Consider the following 23,708-nt stretch of genomic DNA (forward strand, 5'->3'; position numbering starts at 1 on the left):
AAAAGCGTAGTGTAACCCCTGTTGTTCGTTTATTTATTATAAGAAATTACGTGGGTTGCTTTATTAGGCAACCTTTTTTTGTTTATATCCATGAAGAAAATCCTCGCTCATCTTTTCGAAAACAAGAGCTTCAGCAGAGCTGAAGCACAGAAAATCCTGATCTCCATTGCCCGCGGTGAGTACCAAAGTGCTCAGATCGCTGCGTTCATCACCGCTTACGGCATGCGGAACATTACCGTACAGGAGCTGCAAGGCTTCCGCGACGCGATGTTAGACCTTTGCATCAAGGTCGACCTATCTGATTACGAGCTCATTGACCTGTGTGGTACGGGTGGGGATGGGAAGGATACCTTCAATATCTCTACACTTGCTTCCTTTGTACTGGCTGGTGCTGGTTATAAGGTCGCCAAACATGGTAACTACGGGGTGTCGTCGGGTTGCGGTTCTTCAAATGTGATGGAGCACCTGGGCTACACCTTTACCAACAATCAGGATCAGCTTAAGCGAACACTGGATGCGGCAGGGGTATGTTTTATCCATGCACCACTGTTTAACCCGGCGATGAAGATTGTAGCACCGATCCGTAAGGAGCTGGGTGTTAAAACCTTCTTCAATATGCTCGGGCCGATGTGCAATCCAGCGCAACCAAAAAATCAGCTGGTTGGGGTTTATAGCCTGGAACTGGCACGGTTATATGCTTATTTGTATCAGGAGACAGACAAGAACTACACCATTCTTCATGCCTTGGGTGGATTCGACGAGGTATCCTTAACCTCAGACTTCAAGACTTTTACCTCGAAGGGTGAGGCGCTGCATGCTGTTGCCGATCTTGGTTTCGAACAGCTGGCGGAGGCCGACATTAAAGGGGGTGACACGGTGGAATCTTCAGCGAAAATCTTTACCTCCATATTGAACGGCGAAGGAACAGATGCCCAGAACAATGTGGTGCTATGTAATGCTGCTTTGGCCATCCAAACCATTGATGGCACCAAGAGCTTCGGAGATTGCTTCTACGAGGCTGAAGCATCGCTGAAGAGCAAGCGGGCACTGAATAGTTTTAAAATCTTACTGAGCGCTTAAAATGGGTGTGAAACTGAAGGTTTGTGGTATGCGTGAACCCGGGAACATCGAAGCGCTTACAGCACTTGCACCGGATTACATGGGATTTATCTTCTACGAAAAGTCTAAACGCTTTGTGGGCGGGATGGACCTGGCACTCGTGCAAATGCTGCCCTCGGGTATCAAAGCTACAGGTGTATTTGTAAATGAAAACCAGGAAGAAATGCTGCGTATTGCCAGCCGCTATCAGTTGAAAGCAATTCAGTTACATGGCTCCGAATCAGGGGAGTTCTGTAGGTGTTTAAAGTCTCATCTATCAGATATTGAGCTTATTAAAGCGTTTGGTATTAATGATGGCTTTAACTTTGAACTGCTGGAGCAGTACCAGGGCTTCGTAGACTATTTCCTTTTTGATACGCAGACTGCAGCACATGGTGGCTCTGGAGAAACCTTCAACTGGGCGCTACTAAAACAATACAAATTACCCGTTCCTTATTTTCTGAGCGGCGGCATCGGGCTGGACCAGGTTGCTCAGTTAAAGGAAATCATGGACCCAAGATTGTACGCCGTAGACGTAAACAGCCGCTTTGAGATCAGCCCGGCTTATAAAGATATTGATCAATTAACAACATTTAAAAACCAGCTATAAAACACCAGCTATGGATTATTTTGTAAATGACAAAGGATATTATGGCGACTTTGGGGGCGCCTATATTCCTGAAATGCTTTATCCGAATGTAGAGGAGTTAAGACAAAACTACATGAGCATCATCAATGATGAAAGCTTCCAGGAGGAGTTTAAAAAACTACTGAAAGACTATGTCGGACGTCCATCGCCCTTATACCTGGCGAAACGTTTGTCCTCAAAATACCACGCCAACATCTTTCTAAAAAGAGAAGATTTGAACCACACTGGCGCACACAAGATCAACAATACCATTGGGCAGATCCTGCTGGCAGAACGTCTTGGTAAAAAGCGGATCATCGCAGAGACTGGCGCCGGCCAGCATGGGGTAGCCACCGCAACGGTATGTGCATTGCGCGGTCTAGAATGTGTGATCTACATGGGAGAGATCGACATTCAGCGCCAGGCGCCAAATGTTGCACGGATGAAAATGCTTGGCGCAACTGTCGTTCCGGCAACATCAGGCTCAAAAACCTTGAAAGATGCCACCAACGAGGCCATGCGCGACTGGGTGAACAATCCTGTAGATACGCACTACATCATCGGTTCTGTAGTAGGACCACATCCTTACCCCGATATGGTGGCCTTGTTCCAGTCGATCATTTCTGAAGAAACAAAAAAGCAGCTGTTGGAGCAGACCGGTAATGATCAACCTGATTATGTGCTGGCTTGCGTAGGCGGGGGTAGCAATGCCATGGGCATGTTCTATCACTTCATCAACGATACTGAGGTGAAACTGGTTGCTGTAGAAGCTGCGGGGAAAGGTGTTTCCAGCGGATTTACCGCTGCAACAACGGCACTGGGCAAGGAAGGCGTACTCCATGGCAGCAGGAGCATCCTGATGCAAACGGAAGATGGCCAGGTGGTGGAACCTTTTTCTGTGTCCGCAGGACTTGATTATCCGGGTATAGGTCCACAGCATGCACATCTGTTTAAAACCACGCGGGCCCAGTATGTCTCCATCACCGATGAGGAAGCGCTGAACGCAGGCTTGTTGTTGACCCAGCTCGAAGGAATCATCCCGGCAATCGAAAGTGCACACGCTTTGGCGCAGCTGGAGAAGATGGAACTTAAAGAAGGTGAAAATGTGGTCGTTTGTTTATCCGGCAGGGGCGACAAGGACATGGAAACTTACATGAAATACTTTGGCTTATAACAGCATACCATGAATAGAATTAATCAATTATTCCAGGAGAAGAACAAGAATATATTATCAATTTATTACACGGCAGGTTATCCAAATCTGCAAGATACTTTAACCATTGCCCGAGAGTTGGAAAGTGCAGGCGCAGATATGCTGGAGATCGGCTTCCCGTATTCGGATCCTGTGGCGGATGGTCCGGTAATCCAGGTAAGCAGTAAAAAAGCCCTGGATAATGGTATGGACCTGAGGATCTTATTTGAACAACTTAAAGACTTACGTAAGTTTGTGAAAATACCAGTATTGCTTATGGGCTATGTGAATCCATTGTTGCAATACGGGGTAGAAAACTTCTGTAAAGCTTGTGCGGAAGTGGGTGTTGATGGTTTGATCGTACCCGACCTGCCTATGGTGGAATACGAGGAGTTCTACAAAGACACCTTTCAGCAATATGGCATCAGCAACATCTTTCTGATCACGCCGCAAACCACGGCAGACAGGATTCGTAAAATCGATGCACTAACCAACGGCTTCATCTATATGGTTTCCTCCTCAGCAACGACCGGCAAGAACCTGTCGCTTTCTCAGGTTACTGAAGACTATTTCTCGAGAGTAGCTGCTATGGAGTTGAAAAGTCCTGCTATGATTGGTTTCGGAATTAGTGACCAGGCAAGTTTCGATAAGGCTTGTCAATACGCGCGAGGCGCGATCATCGGTACCGCTTTCGTCAAAGCGATCGAAAGCGGCGACCTTAAACAAAACATACAAGACTTTATGAAGGGCTTTGCCCAATAAACTGGACAGTGGAAGCTTTGAATTTAGAGGATATCTTCAAGGCTTCCTTTTCCTTCCCTGATCACCTCAAACTCACCCGAGGTGCAATCGATCACCGTTGATGCCACGTTGCCGCCATAGCCGCCATCGATAACTAGATCTACCGTGTCATGATATTTCTCCTGGATCAACTCTGGATCGGTTGAGTACTCCAGCACATCATCGTCATCACGGATGGAAGTGGAAAGGATAGGATTACCAAGCAGCCGCACGATCTCCCTGGCGATGTTATTATCAGGCACCCGGATACCGACCGTCTTTTTCTTGGAACTTAGCATCTTGGGTACATTGTTGTTCGCATTGAGAATGAAGGTATAAGGTCCTGGTAGGGCCTTCTTCAACACCCGGAAAACATTGGTGTCAATCGGTTTAATGTAATCTGAAATGTGACTCAGGTCCGAGCAGATGAAAGAGAAGTTTGCTTTCTCCGGCTTAATGCCACGCAGCCGGCAAATGCGTTCAATTGCTTTGTGGTTGGTGATGTCACAGCCCAGGCCATAGATGGTATCTGTTGGATAGATGATGATACCGCCATTTCGGAGTACCTCCACTGCCTGTTCTATGAATTTTGGATTTGGGTTTTCTGGATAGATCTTGATAAGCATAGGGTCAATTTACGAAATTGTTTGGTGTGCATATTGATATATAATGTAGTATTGTAGCAATCTGTTTTGAATAATTAGAATATGAGGAAAGCTTTCATCGCTCTAGCAGCGTTTTTGGTCACCGCCACTTTTATGATCAGCATGGCCTGGCCGCCATTTTTCTGGGCCTACATTTTCATCGGTCCATTTGTCTTACTCGGTATTTACGACTTATACCAACCTAAACATAGCATCGTAAGGAATTATCCTGTTTTCGGCCGTCTCAGGTACTTTGCTGAAGATCTGCGCCCTAAGATCTACCAATACTTCATCGAAAGTGATACGAATGGTAAACCTTTCAGCCGCTTAAGCCGCTCACTGATCTACCAGCGTGCGAAAAAAGAAACCGACACCATTCCCTTCGGAACACAGTTAGATGTCTATGAAAACGGTTACGAGTGGCTAAGCCATAGCATTGCCGCCATCAGTCACCATGAACTCGACCCGAACCCTCGTGTGATGATCGGAGGTCCCGATTGCACGCAACCTTATGCTGCCAGCATCTTTAACATCTCTGCCATGAGTTTTGGCTCCCTGAGCGAAAATGCCATCCGTGCACTTAACGGAGGTGCCTTTATGGGGAACTTTGCTCACAACACCGGCGAAGGCGGGATAAGCGATTATCACCTGGCGGAAAAGGGCGACCTGATCTGGCAGATTGGTACAGGATACTTCGGCTGCCGTCACCATGACGGAACCTTCAATGATGAGGCTTTCGCCGAGCGATCCAAAATGGAGCAGGTGAAAATGATTGATATCAAGTTATCGCAGGGCGCTAAACCCGGCCACGGCGGTATCTTACCCGCACAAAAGGTAACACCTGAAATTGCCAGGATCCGTCTGGTAAAAGAAGGATATGATGTACTATCGCCGCCAGCGCACTCCGCATTCTCCACACCCTTAGAGCTGATGGATTTCGTTAAGAAACTTAGAACACTCTCCGGTGGAAAGCCTGTAGGTATCAAGCTTTGTATAGGTCGTAAGAGTGAGTTTTTCGCCATCTGCAAGGCCATGGTGCAAACCGGGATCTATGTAGATTTCATTACCGTTGATGGTGGTGAGGGTGGAACCGGAGCCTCCCCACAGGAGTTCTCCAATGCTGTAGGTATGCCTTTACGCGAAGCAGTCGCCTTTGTATATGATGTACTTACAGGTTTTGGCCTAAAGAAACACATTAAGATCATTGCCTCTGGAAAAGTGGTTTCAGGTTTTGATATCATCAAGAACATTGCTTTAGGTGCCGACCTATGTAACTCGGCAAGAGGCATGATGTTCGCCATTGGTTGTATTCAGGCGCTGGAGTGTAATACAAATACCTGTCCTACGGGTGTTGCCACTCAGGATCCAAGCTTGATGAAAGGGCTTGTTGTGGAAGATAAAAAAACCAGGGTATTTAACTATCACCGTTTAACGGTGGCTAGTGCAATCGAGTTGCTTGGTGCTGCCGGACTGAGACATCCTTACCAGCTTACAAGAGCTTACATCAATAGGAGGATCAGCCCGAATGTGATGCAATCTTACATTGAAACCTTCCCGTATATTCCGGAAGGCAGTTTGTTGAAAACACCTTATCCTTTGAAGTATGAGTTGGGCATGGCGCTGAGTACAGCGAAGAGTTTTGCGCCAACAGATTATAAAGTATCGCAGATTGATTATGCTCATGCAAATTCCCTTAATGGGTAATTTGCATGAGCCAATCGGCTTATCTTAAAATTCTGCGTTCTTAGGGAACCTCGGAAATGCGATCACATCTCTGATGTTGGTCATACCGGTAACGAATAGTACCAAACGTTCGAAGCCAAGACCGAAACCTGCATGCGGTGCAGAACCAAAACGGCGGGTATCTAAATACCACCACATTTCGTCCTGCGGAATGCCAAGCTGCTCCATACGTTGCGTTAGCTTCTCCAGGCGCTCTTCACGCTGTGAACCACCAATCATTTCGCCAATACCAGGGAAAAGGATGTCCATTGCAGCAACCGTCTGGCGCCCTTGCTCATCCGGCTCATTCTGACGCATGTAGAACGACTTAATATCAGCAGGGTAGTCCGTAAGGATCACCGGCTTTTTGAAATGCTTCTCAACCAGGTAACGTTCGTGTTCTGACTGCAGATCTGCACCCCATTCATCAATAAGATATTTGAACTGCTTCTTCTGGTTTGGTTTAGAAGAACGTAAAATCCGTATCGCTTCTGTATAGGTTAAGCGTTCAAATTCGTTGTCCAGACAGAAGTTTAGTTTCTCGATCAGGGACATGGCATTACGCTCAATCTGCGGTTTAGATTTCTCTTCTTCCAGTAAACGGTTGTTCAGGAACTCAATCTCTTCTTTACAGTTTTCCAGCGCATAGCTGATGACATACTTCATCATGTCTTCTGCGAGCTGCATGTTGTCTTCCAGATCAGCAAAAGCGACCTCTGGCTCAATCATCCAGAATTCCGCCAAATGGCGTGTGGTATTAGAGTTCTCTGCACGGAACGTAGGACCAAAGGTATAGATCTGTCCGAAGGACATGGCTGCAAGCTCACCTTCCAATTGACCAGATACCGTCAGGTTAGTTGCTCTTCCGAAGAAGTCTTCAGAGAAATCTATTTTACCGTCCTCGGTTCGCGGTGTATTCTCAAAATCCAGGGTAGTCACCTTGAACATCTCTCCGGCACCTTCCGCATCAGAGGCGGTGATAACCGGGGTATGCATATATACGAAGCCACGCTCGTTGTAAAACTTGTGAATGGCAAAAGCCAGTGCGTGTCTTACTTTGAAAACCGCATTGAAGGTGTTGGTACGGAAACGCAGGTGTGCAATTTCCCTCAAGAACTCCAGGCTGTGCTTTTTTGGCTGCAATGGAAATTTCTCCGGATCACTGTCACCCAGGATTTCAATGCTTGTTGCTTTAACATCTACGCGCTGACCTTTTCCGATCGACTCTACAATGGTACCAGTAACTGCCAAGGCAGCACCGGTTGTAATTCTTTTCAGTAGTTGCTCCGGTGTATTATTAAAATCAACCACAATCTGTATGTTACCCATACAAGAGCCGTCATTTATCGCAATAAACTGATTGTTGCGGAAGGTACGAACCCAACCCATCACGGTTACTTCTCTGTCAAACTCGGTCGTTTCTAATAAGTCTTTTACTTTTTCTCTTTTAATCATGTCTTTGTTATGGAATCATGTCTTTTTATGGAGCCAGTCAAAAATAAGGAATTCCGGCAAAAGCGCCCTATAAAAAAACCGGCCAGCAAATTAATGCTGGCCGGCGTTTCATATTATATAAATTAGAATACTATGCTAATACTTTAGTTACCAGGTTAGCGGCATCTTGTAACGCAATAGCTGAATAAACCTGTAAGCCAGACTCATCGATAAGCTTTTTAGCTTCTTCAGCATTTGTACCTTGCAGACGGCAGATAATTGGAACCGGAACGTCTCCAATTTCCTGGTAAGCATCAATAACACCTTGAGCAACACGGTCGCAACGAACAATACCACCGAAGATGTTGATCAGGATCGCTTTTACGTTAGGGTCTTTAAGGATGATGTTAAAACCAGCTTTAACGGTCTCCGCATTTGCTGTTCCACCCACGTCAAGGAAGTTAGCAGGCTCACCACCAGCAATTTTAATGATATCCATCGTTGCCATCGCAAGACCAGCACCGTTTACCATGCAACCAACGTTACCGTCAAGTTTCACATAGTTCAGGTTAGATGCACTTGCTTCAACTTCTGTCGGATCTTCTTCTGCAGTGTCGCGCATTGCAGCGTAATCCTTGTGACGGAACAAAGCGTTCTCATCTAAGTTCACTTTAGCATCAACAGCAATGATTTTATCGTCAGAGGTTTTTAATACCGGGTTGATCTCGAACATTGCAGAGTCAGTAGCATCGTAAGCTTTGTAAAGTGCGCTAACGAACTTTACCATCTCTTTATGTGCAGCACCAGTTAAGCCAAGGTTGAAAGCAATTTTACGTGCCTGGAATCCTTGTAAACCTACTTTAGGATCAATTTCTTCTTTGAAAATCAGGTGAGGGGTTTTGTCCGCAACCTCTTCAATGTCCATTCCACCTTCGGTAGAGTACATGATGATGTTGGTTCCGTTTGTTCTGTTTAACAGAACGCTCATATAGAATTCTTTAGTTTCTGAAGCACCTGGATAGTAAACATCCTGTGCAACAAGAACCTTATTCACTTTTTTACCTTCAGGACCAGTTTGAGGAGTTACCAATTGCATTCCAAGAATTGCAGATGCTTTTTCTTTAACCTCATCCAGGTTTTTAGCAAGCTTTACACCGCCACCTTTACCACGACCACCAGCGTGGATCTGTGCTTTAATCACAACCCAGTCAGAGTTGTAATCAGTTTTCATTTTTTTAGCAGCTTCAACAGCTTGATCAACTGTATCGGCAACGATGCCTTCTTGAACGGCAACACCAAAACTCTTTAGTATTTCTTTACCTTGATATTCGTGGATGTTCATTTGCTGAATTATTTTGTTTCAAATCTACAATTTCAGTTCGGTTATAAAAACATATAATCGTGTTTCTGGGTTTTTTTTGACGTTTTGATGGGCGCTTTGGGCTTATTAATGCTATTCGTTTTGTAATATTGCAGGTATATGCTTAGAGCCACAGCAGTTCGAAAATCGTATGGAAGTTTACCCATTTTAAAAGGTGTAGACTTTGAAGTTGAAAAAGGGGAGATCGTTAGCATCATCGGTGCCTCGGGTGCCGGAAAAAGTACCTTGCTGCATATTCTGGGTACGCTGGACAAACCGGACTCCGGTACCGTAGAACTTAATGGCACCAAGATCAACAACCTTAGCGGGGAGCTGGTTTCCGTGTTCCGTAATAAGAACATCGGCTTTGTCTTCCAGTTCCACCATTTACTGCCTGAATTTACAGCCCTGGAAAACATCTGTATCCCAGCCTTCATTGCCAAGGTGCAGAAGAAAGACGCAGAGCTGAAGGCCATGGAACTGCTCGATATGCTGGGCCTGAAAGACCGTGCGCAGCATAAGCCTAATGAGCTTTCAGGCGGGGAGCAGCAACGTATTGCCGTTGCCCGTGCGCTGATCAACAGACCAACTGTGGTACTTGCCGATGAACCTTCAGGTAACCTCGACTCCATGAATGCCGATGCCCTGCATCAGTTTTTTATCACGCTCCGTGAAAACTTTAAACAGACTTTTATCATTGTAACACATAATGAAGGCCTCGCTAAGATCAGCGACCGCGTGGTTACGATGAAAGATGGTTTAATTATATAACAAACACATTGAAGATATTGATTACTGGCGGCAAATCTGCCGGCACCCTTAAATTACTTAAAGCCTTCGAAGGGCATGAGGTCATCTTAGCCGATTATGGCGACACCCCGACCTTCGGTTCCGGAGCTTATACCTTTATCTCTTTAGGTGAAGCGAATGACGCAATCGCACATAACCTGATGAACACCTGCCTTGACCATGGCGTGGATTGCCTGTTACCGCTGCATGCCTTCGAAGTTTCGCAGGTTTCCAAATCATTGGTGCTGTTTGAAGAATTCAACATCACCGTGCTCTTACCCGAACTATTAGATCTGCCGAAGTTCTTCTACCCACAACAGGATGTAGATGTCAAAAGTCCATGGGCCATTTTCGTTAAAGGCGACCTGAAGTATCCTTTAGACGCGGATGAAAGCCAGCGTGCATTGGGTAGGGAACACGATTTGAATGGCGTATTTTACCTTCCCGAACAATTGGATAAACCAACAGCCATCTTATTTACCATTAAGTAATGACAGCATCGGCATATATTGATAAACATGAGGCTTTTGTTTTTGAGCTGGATGATGTTTTATATCCCGTAAAGGACTTCCACCTGCAGGTTTACTACCTTTTCGCATCTTTCATTGAATACTCGGAGCAGCTTAATGCCAGCGCCATTGTGCAGTTTATGAAAGAAACCTATGAACAGCAAGGGGTAGAAGCGGTGCTCGACAGCACTTTCGAAAAGTTCGCCATACCAGCACAGTACAGGGAGAACTTTGCGCTGCTGAATAAAACGGCCAAACTTCCCTTGAAGCTATTGCTTTTTGATCCGGTATTGAAGTTTATGCAGGACCTGGTGGTGGAGCGGAAAACCATATACTTACTTGTGGCAGGGGATCCCGAGCAACAGCTGAACAAGATCAGGCAGATCGAGTGGAATGGTCTGGAGCAATACATCCGGGTGTTCTTTAAGTCCGAAATCACCCTGAACCCGGATCATGATAGCCTGAGCAAGTTTGTGACCGCACACCGGCTGAAGGCCGATGAAGTTCTGGTGATTGGACGTGCCGAGGCAGATCGCCATATGGCTGCCGAGCTGGGTATTAAATTTTTAGCGGTCGATAAACTTTTCTTATCTTAAGTACGTTAATAAACCATAACCATTGCTACCTCTTTGAAATGAATATAAAATCCAATTGGATGCGCAGCGTCTTTACAGCTGCATTGATCATATCCGTAGGTCTTTCAGCCTGTAAGAAGTCAGATGCTGAAGTTGATCTTACGAACCCATCAACGCCGAACCCCTCTTCAAGCGAGCGAGCTGATCTGACAAAAGATTCTATTTTTTACTACGCTAAAGAGGTTTACCTCTGGAATGAGGCGCTGCCGAACTATAATGATTTTAAACCGAGATCTTTTATCGCAGGAACAGATCTGCTGAGCTACGAAGCCGAACTGTTCCAGATCACGCGTTATGGTACAGATGCAGAAACTGGACAGCCTTACGAGTACAATAAATCTTCGCCTGATTATCCCAAATATTCCTATATCTCAGACCTAGAGGACAGAAATCCTGAGGCTGTTATGGTGACTAAAAGTGCGGTGAACACTGACGGTGTTGGCTTTGACATGGGGATCTATTCCTTCTCTGCTTTCGGAACCGACAACAACTACCGGCTTTACATCAAAGCGGTGTATCCGGGTTCTCCTGCTGCTGCAAAAGGACTTACCAGAGGTGCGGAAATTACCACCATCGACGGTAAACGGATTGGTACAAACTTTAACTCAGAGAAAGACCTGATCAACGAACTGCTGGATAACTCGAAAAGCTCCGCGAAGTTAAAAGGGAACAAAGTTGACGGAACTGCATTTGATATTACTTTAGAACGGGCTTCTTACAACAGCAGTCCGGTTTACAAGAAGAAGGTTTTCGAAGTAAACGGTAAAAAGGTCGGTTATGTACACCTTGGCCGCTTCTCCAGAATGACGAGCCCTGAGGGTGCGAACCCATCTGATACAAACCTGGATCCTGTTTTTGCGGAGTTCGCCCGGGAGGGATTGACCGATCTGATCGTAGATCTGCGCTACAATGGCGGTGGCTATGTAAATACTGCAGAACATTTGATCAACCTCATCGCGCCCGCTACGGCAAATGGGGTGATGTACAAGGAGGTTTACAACAAGACCTTGCGTGATATCAATCGCAGCACCAGTATCCTTAGAAACCAACCACTTACCGACGCGAATGGCAACATCCGGTTTGATGCTCAAAACAAGATGTTGACTTATGCGAATGTAGACTATTCTATTGCAGGCAACACCGCTAGCTTTAAAAAAGTAGGCGGACTGACCGGTGTTAAGAATATCGTTTTTATTGTAACCGGTAACACCGCTTCTGCAAGTGAGTTAACGATAAACGCACTGAAGCCCTATGTAAATGTGAAGCTAGTAGGGGAAACCACTTATGGAAAACCAGTAGGCTTCTTTCCCGTAACCATAGAGAACCGCTATGATGTCTATTTCTCCATGTTCGAAACACTGAACTCCAGAGATGAAGGCGAGTATTATGCCGGGATGAAACCTGATGTAAGCAGCACGGTTGATGATGCCAAGCGTGATTTTGATGATGCAAGTGAAAATTACATCGCCAGAGCGCTGGAGATTCTTGCTCCGGGCAGGGTTACAAATACCCAAGCGAGTATGAGTGTAAAAGGCCGCAACGGCGTAACGCTGAACCTTTCCCCGTCAATGACAGAAAAACTTAAAAATCCGAACACCTTCGTGGGGATGATCGAAACAAGACAAAAGATAAAGTAGGCTTGGTTTGAACGTCAAATCAACGCAGCAATAACAAAAAGCCAGGCTTGCCTGGCTTTTTTATTGATAGAAAATCTGATGCAGCAGGAAACACTACTGCTTTTTCATCTGTAACTTCTGCCTGAACATCGACTGGATATCCCTATCCTTATCCAGGTTGTCTACGATCTCTAATATCGCCTCAGAGGCATCAATAAAGAACTCCTGATGAATGTTCTCAAATTCGTCACTTGCCCGGTGATAGTCTTTATGGTCCTCTACACCAAAGTAAAGAAAAGGTATGCCCTTGTCATTGAAAGCACCCTGATCACTTTGATTGGTCCAGTCGTCTACGGTAAATTCCGGATTATCGTGTCCCAGCATAATTTTAACCTTGGGCTGGGTATGCGTGAGGTACTTCCGCAATTGCGGATGTCTGAATGTTCCGGCCGCATATAGCTCATACTTCTCATTATGGCTGATCATGTCAAGGTTTACATTTAAAATCACCCGGCTCATGTCAAATGGTGCGTGATTAACAAAGTAGTTGGATCCTTGCCAGTCCAGTTCACCGGCATCAAAGAAGGCAAATACCAGCGTATGGTTAGGCTTTTCCTTTTTATAATGCGCAGCGATGTTTAACATGGCAGCGACACCAGAGGCATTGTCATCCGCGCCATTATAGACTTCATTATTAATCACGCCAAGATGATCATAGTGCCCCGAGATTACGATGATCTTTGATGATTTGCCTGGTAGGTAAGCCACGACATTTTTTGCCTCTACACTGCTGCCGTTGCGTTCCTTGGCTTTGAAGCTTTGTTCAAAGTCGGATAGTGCAGGGAAACTGCTCAATCCAAGTGCTGCGATGCGCTTTTTTAAATAGGCACGCGCCATGGCGGCACCTTCCGTTCCGGTTTTTCTGCCCTGGTATGCTTCAGAGGACAAGGTCTTAACATCTTCAAGCAAGTTATTGGTGCCTTTTACCTCTTCTACCTTCTTCACCGTCTGGCAACTCATAAGTAATGCTAGTGGTATAAATAATCTGAATTTCATTTATGTGTTGATGTGTTATCTGGAAATGTAATGGTTTACAATCGCCTTTTGTTCTAATATATTACATTTTTATGATTTACCGCCGCACCTCAACAAAAACTTAATGCAAACCGGTATGTTCTTTTGCAGTAATATCGAGTAACAAAATTTAATTATATGGAATATAGAAGATTAGGAAAATCCGGTTTACAGCTTAGCGCACTGTCTCTCGGAAGCTGGCTGACATTCGGAAATCAGATCTCAGACCAGGTCGCTGATGAACTTATGGGTCTTGCATACGATGCTGGTGTCAACTTCTTTGATAATGCAGAAGGTTATGCGGAAGGTAAGTCTGAAGAGGTGATGGGGAAGATCATCAAGGCGCATGGCTGGGAACGCGAATCTTTCCTGGTATCTAGTAAAGTTTACTTCGGAACAGAGAACAAAGGTCCGAATAGAATAGGACTCTCCAGAAAACACGTCATCGAGGCATGTAACGCCGCGTTGAAGCGACTGCAGGTAGATTACCTGGATCTTTACTTCTGTCACCGTCCGGATAAGAACACGCCCATTGAAGAAACGGTGCTGGCCATGAACACCTTGCTGCAGCAAGGTAAGATACTGTACTGGGGTACTTCGGAATGGAGTGCATCAGAGATCATGGAGGCCATCAGTATTGCTAAACAATATCACCTGATCGGCCCGACCATGGAACAGCCGCAATACAACCTGCTGGAGCGTACCAAGGTGGAAAAGGATTATTTCTTGTTGTTTAAAGAACACGGACTGGGTACAACGATCTGGTCGCCACTAGCATCCGGGTTATTATCCGGGAAGTATACACAGGGTGATGTAAAAAACACCCGTATGGATCTTAAAGGCATGGAATGGTTAAAGCAGTCTGTACTTGCCGAGCAGAACCTGGCGAAAGCACAGCAGCTGCAGGGCCTGGCAGACGAGCTGGGTGTGCCCTTGGCAAGGTTGTCACTGGCCTGGTGCCTGACCAATCCGAATGTCAGCACCGTGATCCTGGGTGCCTCTAAAGCCGGACAACTTAAGGAGAACCTCACAGCCCTGGATGTAGTACCCTTGTTAACGCCGGAAGTCCTGAACAGGATAGAGGATATCATGCAGACCAAGCCTGTACTATCACATTTTTAATTTACCTGTAAATGCAAAAGGGCGCTTAGATGAGCGCCCTTGTTATAGGTAAATGTCTGGCAACGTTTTCTGGTTAGAAAAGGATCTTTATAAAAAAGATCAGCGTAGGCTGATCCGGGTATGGGCTAAAACTATCCTAAGTAGGACTTCAGGATTTTACTTCTCGAGGTGTGACGAAGACGCTGTAGCGCTTTGTCTTTGATCTGACGTACACGTTCACGGGTTAAGTTAAACTTCTCACCGATCTCTTCAAGTGAAAGTGGGTGATTGGTGCTTAAACCGAAGAACAATACGATTATCTCGCGCTCACGTTCCGTAAGGGTGGATAAAGACCTTTTAATTTCTTCAGAAAGTGATTCGTTGATCAGACTGCTGTCTGTATTTGGCTCATGGTTTTCCAATACGTCAAGAAGTGTATTTTCTTCTCCCTGTACAAAGGGCGCATCCATGGATACGTGGCGACCAGAGTTACTTAAGGTATCGGAGATTTTCTCTACGGTTGTTTCAAGGATATCGGCAAGTTCTTCTGGTGAAGGCTCACGTTCGTATTCCTGCTCCAGTTTTGAAAAAGCTTTACTGATCTTACTCAGGGAACCTACCTGGTTTAATGGGAGACGTACAATACGGCTTTGCTCTGCAATCGCTTGCAGAATAGATTGGCGGATCCACCAAACAGCATAAGAGATGAACTTAAATCCTTTAGTCTCGTCAAAACGTTTCGCCGCTTTAATCAAACCAAGGTTTCCTTCATTGATCAGGTCACCTAAAGTTAAACCCTGATTCTGATATTGCTTAGCCACAGAAACCACGAAACGCAAGTTGGTTTTAGTTAGTCTCTCTAAAGCCGCCTGATCACCTTCGCGTATTTTTCTTGCTAAAATTACCTCTTCTTCTGCCGTGATTAAATCTACTTTACCAATTTCGTGAAGATATTTGTCAAGGGATTGACTCTCACGGTTGGTTATGGATTGCGTTATCTTGAGTTGTCTCATTTATGTGCGTTACTGCCTTATTATGTAGTATGAACGTGCAAAAGTATGAAAATTCTGGGCATTTTAAAACTTAAATTCCTGTAAACGTTACACTTTGCACCTGATTTATGTGTGTCCAGTAAACAACAAAAATTATTCCAAGATTGTTTTGAAAAGCATACAGAAGTTCATTGCAGCCGCATCGTACAACAGCCGCCCCCAACGTAAAAAATCTCATTTCATTGTGCGAACTTTACACTATCGTCTAAAGATCAGAAAGTTTGAAGATTTCTTTGGCTCGCACACCTTTCTGTGTTTCCTGCAAGGTACAGCATTCATTAATACCATCATGTTCCAGAAAAAGAATATAGTTATTCGCAACAGCCTCCTCTAAAAATGCTTTTTTCTCTACAAGTGTTTTCAAGGGAAACATGTCATATGCCATGACATAGGGAATTGGAAGATGTCCTACCGAAGGCAGCAGGTCTGCCATGTAGACAATCGTACGTCCTTTATAACTGATCTGTGGTAACATCATGGCGTCCGTATGGCCATAGGCGAATCTGATCTTTACATTATCCTGAAACGTTCGACCCTCTTCATCGGGAACGAACTGCAGTTGTCCGCTTTCCTGGATCGGCAGGATGTTTTCCTTCAAGAAAGACGCTTTCTCCCGGTCATTCGGATGTACGGCCCAGTCCCAGTGCTTTTCATTGCTCCAGTAAGTCGCGAGTTCAAAGGCAGGCTTCAGCTTGTCGCCATCACGCACAATGGCACCGCCACAATGGTCGAAGTGCAGGTGGGTGAGGAATACGTCCGTGATGTCTGATCGGTTAAATCCAAGTGCCGCAAGCGACTTGTCCATGCTGTCCTCGCCATGCAGGTGATAATGTCCCAGGAACTTGCTGTCCTGTTTATCGCCAATACCGGTATCGATAAGCGTCAGCCGGTCACCATCTTCAATCAGCAGGCAACGCATGGCCCAGGTGCAAAGGTTGTTGTCGTCCGCAGGATTGGTCTTTTGCCAGATGGTCTTCGGTACTACGCCGAACATGGCGCCGCCGTCAAGTTTGAATAATCCGGTTTCAATGGTATGTAACTTCATATTTGCTTATGATTTGTTGTAAAAATAGAAAACCCCCGGTTTAGGCCGGGGGTTTTAACAAATATTTATTGTTCGTTCAGGAATTCTACAAATGGATCACTTCACCGTAAGCATCAGCGGTAGCTTCCATAATGGCTTCGCTCATGGTCGGGTGTGGGTGAACAGCTTTCAGGATCTCATGACCCGTGGTTTCTAGTTTTCTTGCAACCACGATCTCTGCGATCATTTCCGTTACGTTCGCACCAATTAAGTGTGCTCCTAACAACTCACCGTATTTTGCATCATAGATCACTTTAACAAAACCATCTTTTGCACCGGCAGCACTTGCTTTACCAGATGCAGAGAATGGGAATTTACCAACTTTAAGTTCGTAACCTGCAGCTTTTGCAGCTTTCTCTGTATAACCTACCGAAGCAATTTCAGGTGTGCAGTAAGTACATCCTGGGATGTTATTGTAATCTAAAGGCTCTGGATGGTGACCAGCAATTTTCTCTACACAGATGATTCCTTCTGCAGAAGCAACGTGTGCCAAGGCCTGACCAATTACCACGTCACCAATAGCATAGTATCCTTTTACGCCGGTACGGTAGAACTCATCAACAACGATCTTACCTTTTTCAGTTTTGATACCGGTTTCTTCCAGACCAATGTTTTCCAGGTTAGCAACAATACCTACAGCAGATAATACGATATCCGCCTCAAGCACTTCTGTTCCGCTAGCAGTTTTAACCTGTACTTTGCAGCCAGCGCCTGAAGTATCTACAGACTCCACAGTAGAAGAGGTCATCACATTGATGCCAGCTTTTTTGAAGTTGCGCAATAACTGTTTTGAAACATCTTCGTCTTCAACCGGAACGATGTTGTCCAGGAATTCAACGATGGTCACCTTGGTACCCATAGTCGCATAGAAATAAGCGAACTCAACGCCGATCGCGCCAGATCCAACAACAACCATCGATTTAGGCTGCTGTGGCAGGTTCATCGCTTGTCTGTAGCCAATGATCTTTTTACCATCCTGTTTAAGGTTAGGCAATTCTCTTGATCTGCTTCCGGTAGCAACGATAATATGAGGAGCAGTGATCTCTTTCTGAGAACCATCAGCAGCACGAACTTCAACTTTGTTGTTCGGCTTAACCTTAGCGGTTCCCATGATCACTTCAATTTTATTTTTCTTCATCAGGAACTGAACACCTTTGCTCATACCATCAGCAACACCACGGCTGCGTTTGATTACTGCGCCGAAGTCAGCTTCTGCAGGTGCTGTTTTAATGCCATAGTCGGCAGCATGATTGATGTATTCAAAAACCTGTGCACTTTTTAAAAGCGCTTTAGTTGGAATACATCCCCAGTTAAGGCAGATCCCACCTAAAGATTCACGCTCTACAATGGCAGTTTTTAAACCTAATTGAGAAGCTCTGATCGCAGCAACATATCCACCCGGACCGCTGCCTATTATAATCACATCGTAGTTCATATCTTAAAATAAAGGAATAATACTTAGTACCTCGCAAAATTAGAAAAAATACTTTAGGAATTGGCGAAGCCCATCTGGTTCTGCGATGAATTGTGATTTTGAATACAGATGTTACAGAAAAGAAGGGTGACTGGAACCTTTTATATACAAGCAAAAAGCTCCTTTAACCAATGAAGGCACCTTGAAGTGCTGATTCTGGATTTCTGCGGTGATAAAGTACAGGCGAAAGATGCAAGTGCCTCCTGCGCCAGGAGTTTTCTGTTTACATAAACAGAATCTATAATAATTCAATTTCTGTAGAGTATTTTGAGAAGGAATGTTGAAAAATTAAGCTCTTATTGAAAAAAAGCGTTTAGTTAATATAAAATTAACATGCGAAACTAAATGCGTGATAAATAAATAATTACCTTTGCGGCGTTTTATCACAATTAACACAAAAACACACACTTATTTTAAAAAAAAGTATGATGAAATCTTTACTATCTCGGATTGTAGTAATTGTTATCGCTTTTGTAGGTTTCTGCACAGTTGCGCAAGCGCAGGTGACCACATCTTCGATAACAGGTACGGTGAAAGACGCCACACAGGCCCTGCCAGGGGCAAGTGTCAAGGCAATTCACGTGCCAACCGGATCTGTTTATGGCTTGACCACGAACAATGACGGTCGTTTTTCCATCGCGAATGCTCGTGTAGGTGGACCTTATACTATTGAGGTTAGCTACGTAGGCTACAGCACAAAGAAGTTCGAGAACATTTACCTGAAATTAGGTGAGCCTTACGTTCTGAACGTTGTTATTGCTGATGATGCTGCTCAACTTGCGGAAGTAAGAGTAGTTGGTAATCAGCCAAATGCCATCATGAACTCTAACAAAAGCGGTTCTTCGACCGTTGTTACCAGAGCTCAGATCCAAAACCTTCCAACCATTAGCAGAAGTGTAAACGACTTAACCCGTTTAACACCACAAGCTGGTAGCAACAACGGAATTGGTGGTGGTAACTACCGTTCAAACAACTTTAGCGTGGATGGTGCCAACTTTAACAACCAATTTGGTATTGGTCAGAACGTTCCAGCGAACGGATCTCCAATCTCCATTGATGCATTAGAGCAAATCTCGGTAAACGTAACCCCTTACGACGTTCGTCAATCAGGATTTACCGGTGGTGCTGTTAACGCGGTAACCCGTTCAGGTACAAACACTTTCTTCGGAAATGCCTTCTTTACCATGCGTGGTGAAGAGCAACAAGGGAAACGTATTAAAGATTTCAGGATTCCTGATGCACAAGTTCAAAGCTTCGATGAGAAGAACTATGGCTTTAGCTTAGGTGGTCCGATCATTAAAGACAAATTGTTCTTTTTTGTGAACGCTGAAAAACAAAAAACGATACAGCCAGGTACTTCAAGGATCGCTGCTACCAATGCACTTCCTTATGGATCGATTTCTACTGTTACCAGAACGACTGCGTCTTTCATGGATGAGGTAAAATCATACTTGTTAAATACTTATGGATATGATCCAGGTATCTACCAGGGCTATAGCAACGTCAGTGAAAATGAAAAGTTATTTGCAAGGTTAGACTGGAACATCAGCAACAACCACCGTTTCAGTGTACGTTACAACCAGGTTGAAAGTTCTACACCAAGTTCTGCAAGTACTTCAGTTTCTGGTTCAGGTGTATCTGGAAACCTAAGCTATGGTAACAACAGATCTGGTAACAACCAGAATGCTGGTTTACCGTTCTCGAATTCAAACTACTTTACTAACGCAAACTTATACTCCGCAGTAGCAGAGTTAAACTCTACTTTTGGAAGCAGATTCACCAACATCGCACGTGCAACTTATTCGCACCAGAACGATCCAAGAAGCTCTGAAAGTGCATTATTTCCACTTGTAGATATCCTTGATGGATCACGTACGGCATCAAGCGCTGGTAATGTTTTAACAACCTTCGGATATGAGCCATTTACTTATGGTAACCTGAGAGATGTTGAAACTTATACTTATAGTGATGATCTAAACATCGCTCTAGGTAAACACAACGTTACTGTTGGTTTGCAAGCTGAATTCAGTACCACTAAAAATGGTTTCCAACGTTTTGGTACTGGTTTCTACACTTTTGAATCGTGGGAAGCATTCAAAAGAGGCGACAAAGCGTTGCAATACTCCATTACTTACCCATTAACTGCTGACGGTTCTCAGGCTTTCCCAAGCTTTAAGTTTGCACAATACTCTGCATACTTACAGGATGAGTTCAACGTATCTGATCGTTTGAAATTGACCGGAGGTATCCGTTTCGAACAGGCTACTTACCCAGATGTATCTGAGATCAGAACACATCCATTGGTAGCTCAACAATCATTCGCTGGAGGTAAAACCATTAATACTGGTGCACTACCTGAATCTAGAATGACTTATTCTCCTCGTTTCGGTTTTAACTGGGATGTAAATGGCGACCGTTCACTACAACTACGTGGTGGTACTGGTATCTTCACTGGCCGTATTCCATTTGTATGGATCGTTTCACAGTCAGGTGATGCAGGTTTACTACAGTACACGCAAAACTATACTGGCGAGAATGTTCCTGATTTCAGTCCAAACCCGGCACCAAACTTAACCGCTCCAAAAGCAGAGGCTGGTTTAACGATGCCTGGAACAATCAGCGCACTTTCATCAGATCTTAAATTCCCGCAGACTTGGAAATCAAGTTTAGCGGTAGATTTCAAACTACCACTTGGCGTGATTGCAACCGTAGAAGGTATTTATGGTAAAGATCTTAACGTTGCTGTTGCTAAGAACGTAAACCTGAAAGATCCGGTTCAGTTGAACAACCCGAATTCAGCAGATAACAGACCTTTCTTTGGTGCAAGACCTAATGACAGACAATTTGTAAATACGACTTCTGCAGGTGTAATTGATCCAAACGGTAACTCCTTCAACAACGTAATTGAGATGACCAACGCTAAAGGTGGTTACAACTGGATGGCAACTGCACAGTTAACCAAAAACTTTGGTAATGGCCTTGGATTAATGGTTGCTTATACCAAATCTGACCAACGTAACTACGGTGATCAAAGTGGTGACCAGTTGTTGAACCTTTGGGGTATTCCACAAACTGCTGGAAACTCAAACGTTCCAACTTTAAGCTACTCAAGCAACTTAACACCTGACCGTGTAATTGCAAACGTTTCTTACCGTAAAGAATGGTTAGGTAACCTTGCTACTTCATTCTCTTTATTCTATCAAGGTTCTCAGCAGGGTAGGTTCTCTTACACTTACTCCACTGACTTCAACCGCGATGGTCAGAACAATGACTTGATCTACGTGCCTAGAGATGCATCTGAAATTACTTTCGTTCCTTTAACGGTAAGCGGTAGAACGTATACCCCAGCAGAGCAGAACGAAATTTTCCAGGCTTACATCGATCAGGATGAGTATTTATCAAAACGTAGAGGTCAGTACGCAGAGCGTAACGGTGCAACTTCTCCATGGAGAAACCAGTTCGACTTCAGATTGGTACAAGAGGTGTTCAAAAACGTAGGTGGAACTAAAAACTCCTTCCAGTTCACTGCGGATATCTTCAACTTTGGTAACTTGTTAAACCGTAATTGGGGTACTTATAACTTCGTTAACCAAGCGAACATCTTAGTTCCAACGAACGTGTCTGATATCAGTGCAACTACTGCACCTACTTTCAGATTAAACACTTCTGGTGGTGATGTGGTAAGATCTACATTCGGTACAACACAAAGCTTTACTTCTACTTATTACATGCAGTTCGGAGTACGTTACAACTTCAACTAGTATTTAGTCAAGTAAATATTTTAAAAGAAAGGCCGGTCAATTTGACCGGCCTTTCTTTTTTGAGGTTGTTTTAAATGATAAGGGGTATTGATAAGCGAAGTCTAAAGTAATACCTGGATCATAAATGACCCAGGTATTGTGGTCAAGAGCATTAGTTCGAACCCTTAATTGTTCATGTTTTTAGCAGCACTATCCAGGGCTTTAGTATCCTGGGTTCTGTGGAGTTAAGTTCGGGTTGTTACGCATCTCTGCAGTAGGCAGCGGGAATAACAAATGTTTCTCGGCAAGCACGATCGTTGGGTTGTCGGGAAACCTATGTCCTACGAAATCATCAAATCCATTAGTTGCTTCGTTGTATGCTTTTCTCAAACGTACCATGTCAAACCAGGTCACGCCTTCGTAGCACAGCTCATGCCAGCGCTCTCTCCAAACTGCTTCCTCAAACTGTGTTTGGGACAATCCCGAAAGTACAGGAATCTGCGCACGACGTCTGATGGAATTCAGTGCTTCATAGGCCTGTGTGTTTGGCGAACCATCGGCACGGTTTTGCGCTTCAGCGTAGACTAGCAAAACGTCTGCATAACGGATCTGCGGCCAGTTCAGATCTGCCTGAGTGGTACCTTTTGTACCGGCAGTACCATTTGCAACCACGTCAAAGTGTTTGAAAATGTAGGGCGCATTCAATGCTTTCAACGCACCATCGCCACCGTCATAGTACGAAGTGTAAAAGAAGCCCTCACGATCTTTAGCCCGTAAGTCATTTGGCTCATAAGAGTTGTAAAATTGTGCAGTTGGTACCGTAGAGCCGACCTCATCACTGTATGCCGAAACGTTTTTAAAGTTTGGCAAAAGCAATTGCTGCATCGGGTTACCAGCAACGGTAGCCAGGTACTGAATCTGAAAGATATGCTCACCTTTGTTCTCTTGCGCAAGGCTATGCAAGTCAGCGTAAGAGGCAAATAGCGTAGCCCCAGAATTGTCTATAACGTCTTTTGCCGCATCAGCAGCAAGGCGGTAGTATTCTGTACCTTTATTCAGCGGCTGCCCGGCCATGGTAAGGTATACCTTTGACAGTAAAGACTTTACTGCTGCGCGACTTGCTCGACCACTAGCATCCAGCCAAGGCAAGCCAGCAGCTTCAGCTTGTGTTAGATCGTCCACGATCAGTGCGTAACCTTCTTCAATCGGTTTTCTTGTTGGAAGAAAATCTTCTGACTCGGTAGTCTGTGGCTTAGTGATCAAAGGTACATCGCCGTATAAACGTACCAGGTAGAAATAAGCCCAGGCACGAAGGAAACGTGCTTCGCCGAGGATTTGGGCTTTACGCGTCTCATCCATTGGTGTAATTGCCGGTACTCTTTCCAGAACCAGGTTCGTTTGGGCAATAACGCTATACAGCCCATTCCACCAGTTACGAACCAGTAAGTTGTCGCCGTTGTACTGTAAGCCGATTAGGTTATTCAGGTCAGAGTTCTGTCCTGTCTCTGTTTTTGCGGTGCCGGTTACAACCTCCAGCATGGAGAAGTTAGCCACAAAGATACCCGCGCCACTCCCAATGAAACGTGTTTGCGCATAGGCGGCCGCTAAGGCAGCTTCAGCATGCTCCGGTATGGTGTAATAGGTGTCAGGTGTTAAGTTGGAAGGATCCGTTTCTTCAAGAAACTTTTTACAGCCTGTGCCGAATACCATCATGGCAAGCAGGACAAGCGTGGATATATGTTTAAAATTGTATTTCATGATCATTCTATTTGAAAT

General features: G+C 44.8%; 19 protein-coding genes. 11 read left to right on the forward strand and 8 right to left on the reverse strand.

The features are described from left to right. The first annotated feature begins 90 nt into the window (after window positions 1–90). The 4 genes from trpD to trpA are packed head-to-tail and all read left to right on the forward strand — an operon-like array spanning window position 91 to window position 3,680. Entirely contained in the window at window positions 91–1,080 is a 990-nt protein-coding gene (gene trpD, locus AC5WJX_RS01320; RefSeq protein ID WP_494483027.1) for an anthranilate phosphoribosyltransferase, read from the forward strand. Between the two features lies 1 nt (window position 1,081). Further along, window positions 1,082–1,708 carry a phosphoribosylanthranilate isomerase gene (locus tag AC5WJX_RS01325; RefSeq protein ID WP_494483028.1) on the forward strand — a complete coding sequence of 209 codons (627 nt, stop codon included), beginning with the start codon at window positions 1,082–1,084 and terminating at the stop codon, window positions 1,706–1,708. 10 nt (window positions 1,709–1,718) lie between these two features. Further along, on the forward strand, window positions 1,719–2,900 hold the full coding sequence (trpB, locus tag AC5WJX_RS01330) for a tryptophan synthase subunit beta (RefSeq protein ID WP_494483029.1): 1,182 nt from the start codon (window positions 1,719–1,721) through the stop codon (window positions 2,898–2,900). 9 nt (window positions 2,901–2,909) lie between these two features. After that, window positions 2,910–3,680: a tryptophan synthase subunit alpha gene (gene trpA, locus AC5WJX_RS01335; protein WP_494483030.1), complete on the forward strand. Its 771-nt coding sequence runs from the start codon at window positions 2,910–2,912 to the stop codon at window positions 3,678–3,680. A 23-nt stretch (window positions 3,681–3,703) separates the two neighbouring features. Here the strand turns inward: trpA and AC5WJX_RS01340 are convergent, their stop codons facing one another. Then, window positions 3,704–4,324, reverse strand: a complete 621-nt coding sequence (locus AC5WJX_RS01340; RefSeq protein WP_494483031.1) for an L-threonylcarbamoyladenylate synthase — start codon at window positions 4,322–4,324, stop codon at window positions 3,704–3,706. A gap of 81 nt (window positions 4,325–4,405) precedes the next feature. Here AC5WJX_RS01340 and AC5WJX_RS01345 point away from each other — a divergent pair, with 81 nt between their 5' ends. Then, a complete protein-coding gene (locus AC5WJX_RS01345; protein ID WP_494483032.1) occupies window positions 4,406–6,046 on the forward strand; it encodes an FMN-binding glutamate synthase family protein in 1,641 nt (546 codons plus the stop codon). A gap of 24 nt (window positions 6,047–6,070) precedes the next feature. Here AC5WJX_RS01345 and asnS read toward each other — a convergent pair whose 3' ends face one another. Both asnS and sucC read right to left on the reverse strand, forming a co-directional pair. After that, on the reverse strand, window positions 6,071–7,519 hold the full coding sequence (asnS, locus tag AC5WJX_RS01350) for an asparagine--tRNA ligase (protein ID WP_494483033.1): 1,449 nt from the start codon (window positions 7,517–7,519) through the stop codon (window positions 6,071–6,073). 130 nt (window positions 7,520–7,649) lie between these two features. Then, window positions 7,650–8,840, reverse strand: a complete 1,191-nt coding sequence (sucC, locus tag AC5WJX_RS01355) for an ADP-forming succinate--CoA ligase subunit beta (RefSeq protein ID WP_440429874.1) — start codon at window positions 8,838–8,840, stop codon at window positions 7,650–7,652. 138 nt (window positions 8,841–8,978) lie between these two features. Between sucC and AC5WJX_RS01360 the strand changes: the two genes are divergently transcribed. From AC5WJX_RS01360 to AC5WJX_RS01375, 4 genes are read left to right on the forward strand one after another with little or no spacing between them, the layout of a single operon-like run. Next, complete coding sequence (locus tag AC5WJX_RS01360) at window positions 8,979–9,629, forward strand: ABC transporter ATP-binding protein (RefSeq protein WP_494483034.1); 651 nt, start codon at window positions 8,979–8,981, stop codon at window positions 9,627–9,629. Between the two features lie 8 nt (window positions 9,630–9,637). Next, a complete protein-coding gene (locus AC5WJX_RS01365) occupies window positions 9,638–10,138 on the forward strand; it encodes a hypothetical protein (protein ID WP_494483035.1) in 501 nt (166 codons plus the stop codon). Continuing rightward, on the forward strand, window positions 10,138–10,752 hold the full coding sequence (locus AC5WJX_RS01370; RefSeq protein WP_494483036.1) for an HAD hydrolase-like protein: 615 nt from the start codon (window positions 10,138–10,140) through the stop codon (window positions 10,750–10,752). Before AC5WJX_RS01365 ends, AC5WJX_RS01370 begins: the two co-directional genes overlap by 1 nt. A 38-nt stretch (window positions 10,753–10,790) precedes the next feature. Continuing rightward, a complete protein-coding gene (locus AC5WJX_RS01375) occupies window positions 10,791–12,428 on the forward strand; it encodes a S41 family peptidase (RefSeq protein WP_494483037.1) in 1,638 nt (545 codons plus the stop codon). 93 nt (window positions 12,429–12,521) lie between these two features. On the opposite strand, the gene AC5WJX_RS01380 is transcribed toward AC5WJX_RS01375, so the two are convergent. Continuing rightward, window positions 12,522–13,463, reverse strand: a complete 942-nt coding sequence (locus AC5WJX_RS01380; protein ID WP_494483038.1) for a M28 family peptidase — start codon at window positions 13,461–13,463, stop codon at window positions 12,522–12,524. A gap of 156 nt (window positions 13,464–13,619) precedes the next feature. Here AC5WJX_RS01380 and AC5WJX_RS01385 point away from each other — a divergent pair, with 156 nt between their 5' ends. Continuing rightward, complete coding sequence (locus tag AC5WJX_RS01385) at window positions 13,620–14,603, forward strand: potassium channel beta subunit family protein (RefSeq protein WP_494483039.1); 984 nt, start codon at window positions 13,620–13,622, stop codon at window positions 14,601–14,603. Window positions 14,604–14,734: 131 nt separating this feature from the next. Here AC5WJX_RS01385 and AC5WJX_RS01390 read toward each other — a convergent pair whose 3' ends face one another. From AC5WJX_RS01390 to lpdA, 3 genes are all read right to left on the reverse strand, one after another. Further along, the gene (locus AC5WJX_RS01390) at window positions 14,735–15,595 is read right to left on the reverse strand and encodes a sigma-70 family RNA polymerase sigma factor (protein WP_188625209.1); all 861 of its coding nucleotides are present in this window, start codon (window positions 15,593–15,595) and stop codon (window positions 14,735–14,737) included. Between the two features lie 244 nt (window positions 15,596–15,839). Continuing rightward, entirely contained in the window at window positions 15,840–16,679 is an 840-nt protein-coding gene (locus AC5WJX_RS01395) for an MBL fold metallo-hydrolase (protein ID WP_494483040.1), read from the reverse strand. 85 nt (window positions 16,680–16,764) lie between these two features. Continuing rightward, entirely contained in the window at window positions 16,765–18,153 is a 1,389-nt protein-coding gene (gene lpdA, locus AC5WJX_RS01400) for a dihydrolipoyl dehydrogenase (protein WP_494483041.1), read from the reverse strand. 464 nt (window positions 18,154–18,617) lie between these two features. Between lpdA and AC5WJX_RS01405 the strand changes: the two genes are divergently transcribed. Continuing rightward, window positions 18,618–21,953 carry a TonB-dependent receptor gene (locus tag AC5WJX_RS01405; protein WP_494483042.1) on the forward strand — a complete coding sequence of 1,112 codons (3,336 nt, stop codon included), beginning with the start codon at window positions 18,618–18,620 and terminating at the stop codon, window positions 21,951–21,953. Window positions 21,954–22,154: 201 nt separating this feature from the next. On the opposite strand, the gene AC5WJX_RS01410 is transcribed toward AC5WJX_RS01405, so the two are convergent. After that, on the reverse strand, window positions 22,155–23,690 hold the full coding sequence (locus tag AC5WJX_RS01410; RefSeq protein WP_440429862.1) for a RagB/SusD family nutrient uptake outer membrane protein: 1,536 nt from the start codon (window positions 23,688–23,690) through the stop codon (window positions 22,155–22,157). Window positions 23,691–23,708: the final 18 nt, after the last annotated feature.

This window comes from Pedobacter sp. NEAU-ZC8 (assembly GCF_059278965.1).

Excerpts from the sequence above, each read along its gene's own strand:
- trpD (WP_494483027.1), top strand. The coding sequence starts at position 91 with ATGAAGAAAATCCTCGCTCATCTTTTCGAAAACAAGAGCTTCAGCAGA.
- AC5WJX_RS01325 (WP_494483028.1), top strand. The coding sequence starts at position 1,082 with ATGGGTGTGAAACTGAAGGTTTGTGGTATGCGTGAACCCGGGAACATC.
- trpB (WP_494483029.1), top strand. The coding sequence starts at position 1,719 with ATGGATTATTTTGTAAATGACAAAGGATATTATGGCGACTTTGGGGGC.
- trpA (WP_494483030.1), top strand. The coding sequence starts at position 2,910 with ATGAATAGAATTAATCAATTATTCCAGGAGAAGAACAAGAATATATTA.
- AC5WJX_RS01340 (WP_494483031.1), bottom strand. The coding sequence starts at position 4,324 with ATGCTTATCAAGATCTATCCAGAAAACCCAAATCCAAAATTCATAGAA.
- AC5WJX_RS01345 (WP_494483032.1), top strand. The coding sequence starts at position 4,406 with ATGAGGAAAGCTTTCATCGCTCTAGCAGCGTTTTTGGTCACCGCCACT.
- asnS (WP_494483033.1), bottom strand. The coding sequence starts at position 7,519 with ATGATTAAAAGAGAAAAAGTAAAAGACTTATTAGAAACGACCGAGTTT.
- sucC (WP_440429874.1), bottom strand. The coding sequence starts at position 8,840 with ATGAACATCCACGAATATCAAGGTAAAGAAATACTAAAGAGTTTTGGT.
- AC5WJX_RS01360 (WP_494483034.1), top strand. The coding sequence starts at position 8,979 with ATGCTTAGAGCCACAGCAGTTCGAAAATCGTATGGAAGTTTACCCATT.
- AC5WJX_RS01370 (WP_494483036.1), top strand. The coding sequence starts at position 10,138 with ATGACAGCATCGGCATATATTGATAAACATGAGGCTTTTGTTTTTGAG.
- AC5WJX_RS01375 (WP_494483037.1), top strand. The coding sequence starts at position 10,791 with ATGAATATAAAATCCAATTGGATGCGCAGCGTCTTTACAGCTGCATTG.
- AC5WJX_RS01380 (WP_494483038.1), bottom strand. The coding sequence starts at position 13,463 with ATGAAATTCAGATTATTTATACCACTAGCATTACTTATGAGTTGCCAG.
- AC5WJX_RS01385 (WP_494483039.1), top strand. The coding sequence starts at position 13,620 with ATGGAATATAGAAGATTAGGAAAATCCGGTTTACAGCTTAGCGCACTG.
- AC5WJX_RS01390 (WP_188625209.1), bottom strand. The coding sequence starts at position 15,595 with ATGAGACAACTCAAGATAACGCAATCCATAACCAACCGTGAGAGTCAA.
- AC5WJX_RS01395 (WP_494483040.1), bottom strand. The coding sequence starts at position 16,679 with ATGAAGTTACATACCATTGAAACCGGATTATTCAAACTTGACGGCGGC.
- lpdA (WP_494483041.1), bottom strand. The coding sequence starts at position 18,153 with ATGAACTACGATGTGATTATAATAGGCAGCGGTCCGGGTGGATATGTT.
- AC5WJX_RS01405 (WP_494483042.1), top strand. The coding sequence starts at position 18,618 with ATGATGAAATCTTTACTATCTCGGATTGTAGTAATTGTTATCGCTTTT.
- AC5WJX_RS01410 (WP_440429862.1), bottom strand. The coding sequence starts at position 23,690 with ATGAAATACAATTTTAAACATATATCCACGCTTGTCCTGCTTGCCATG.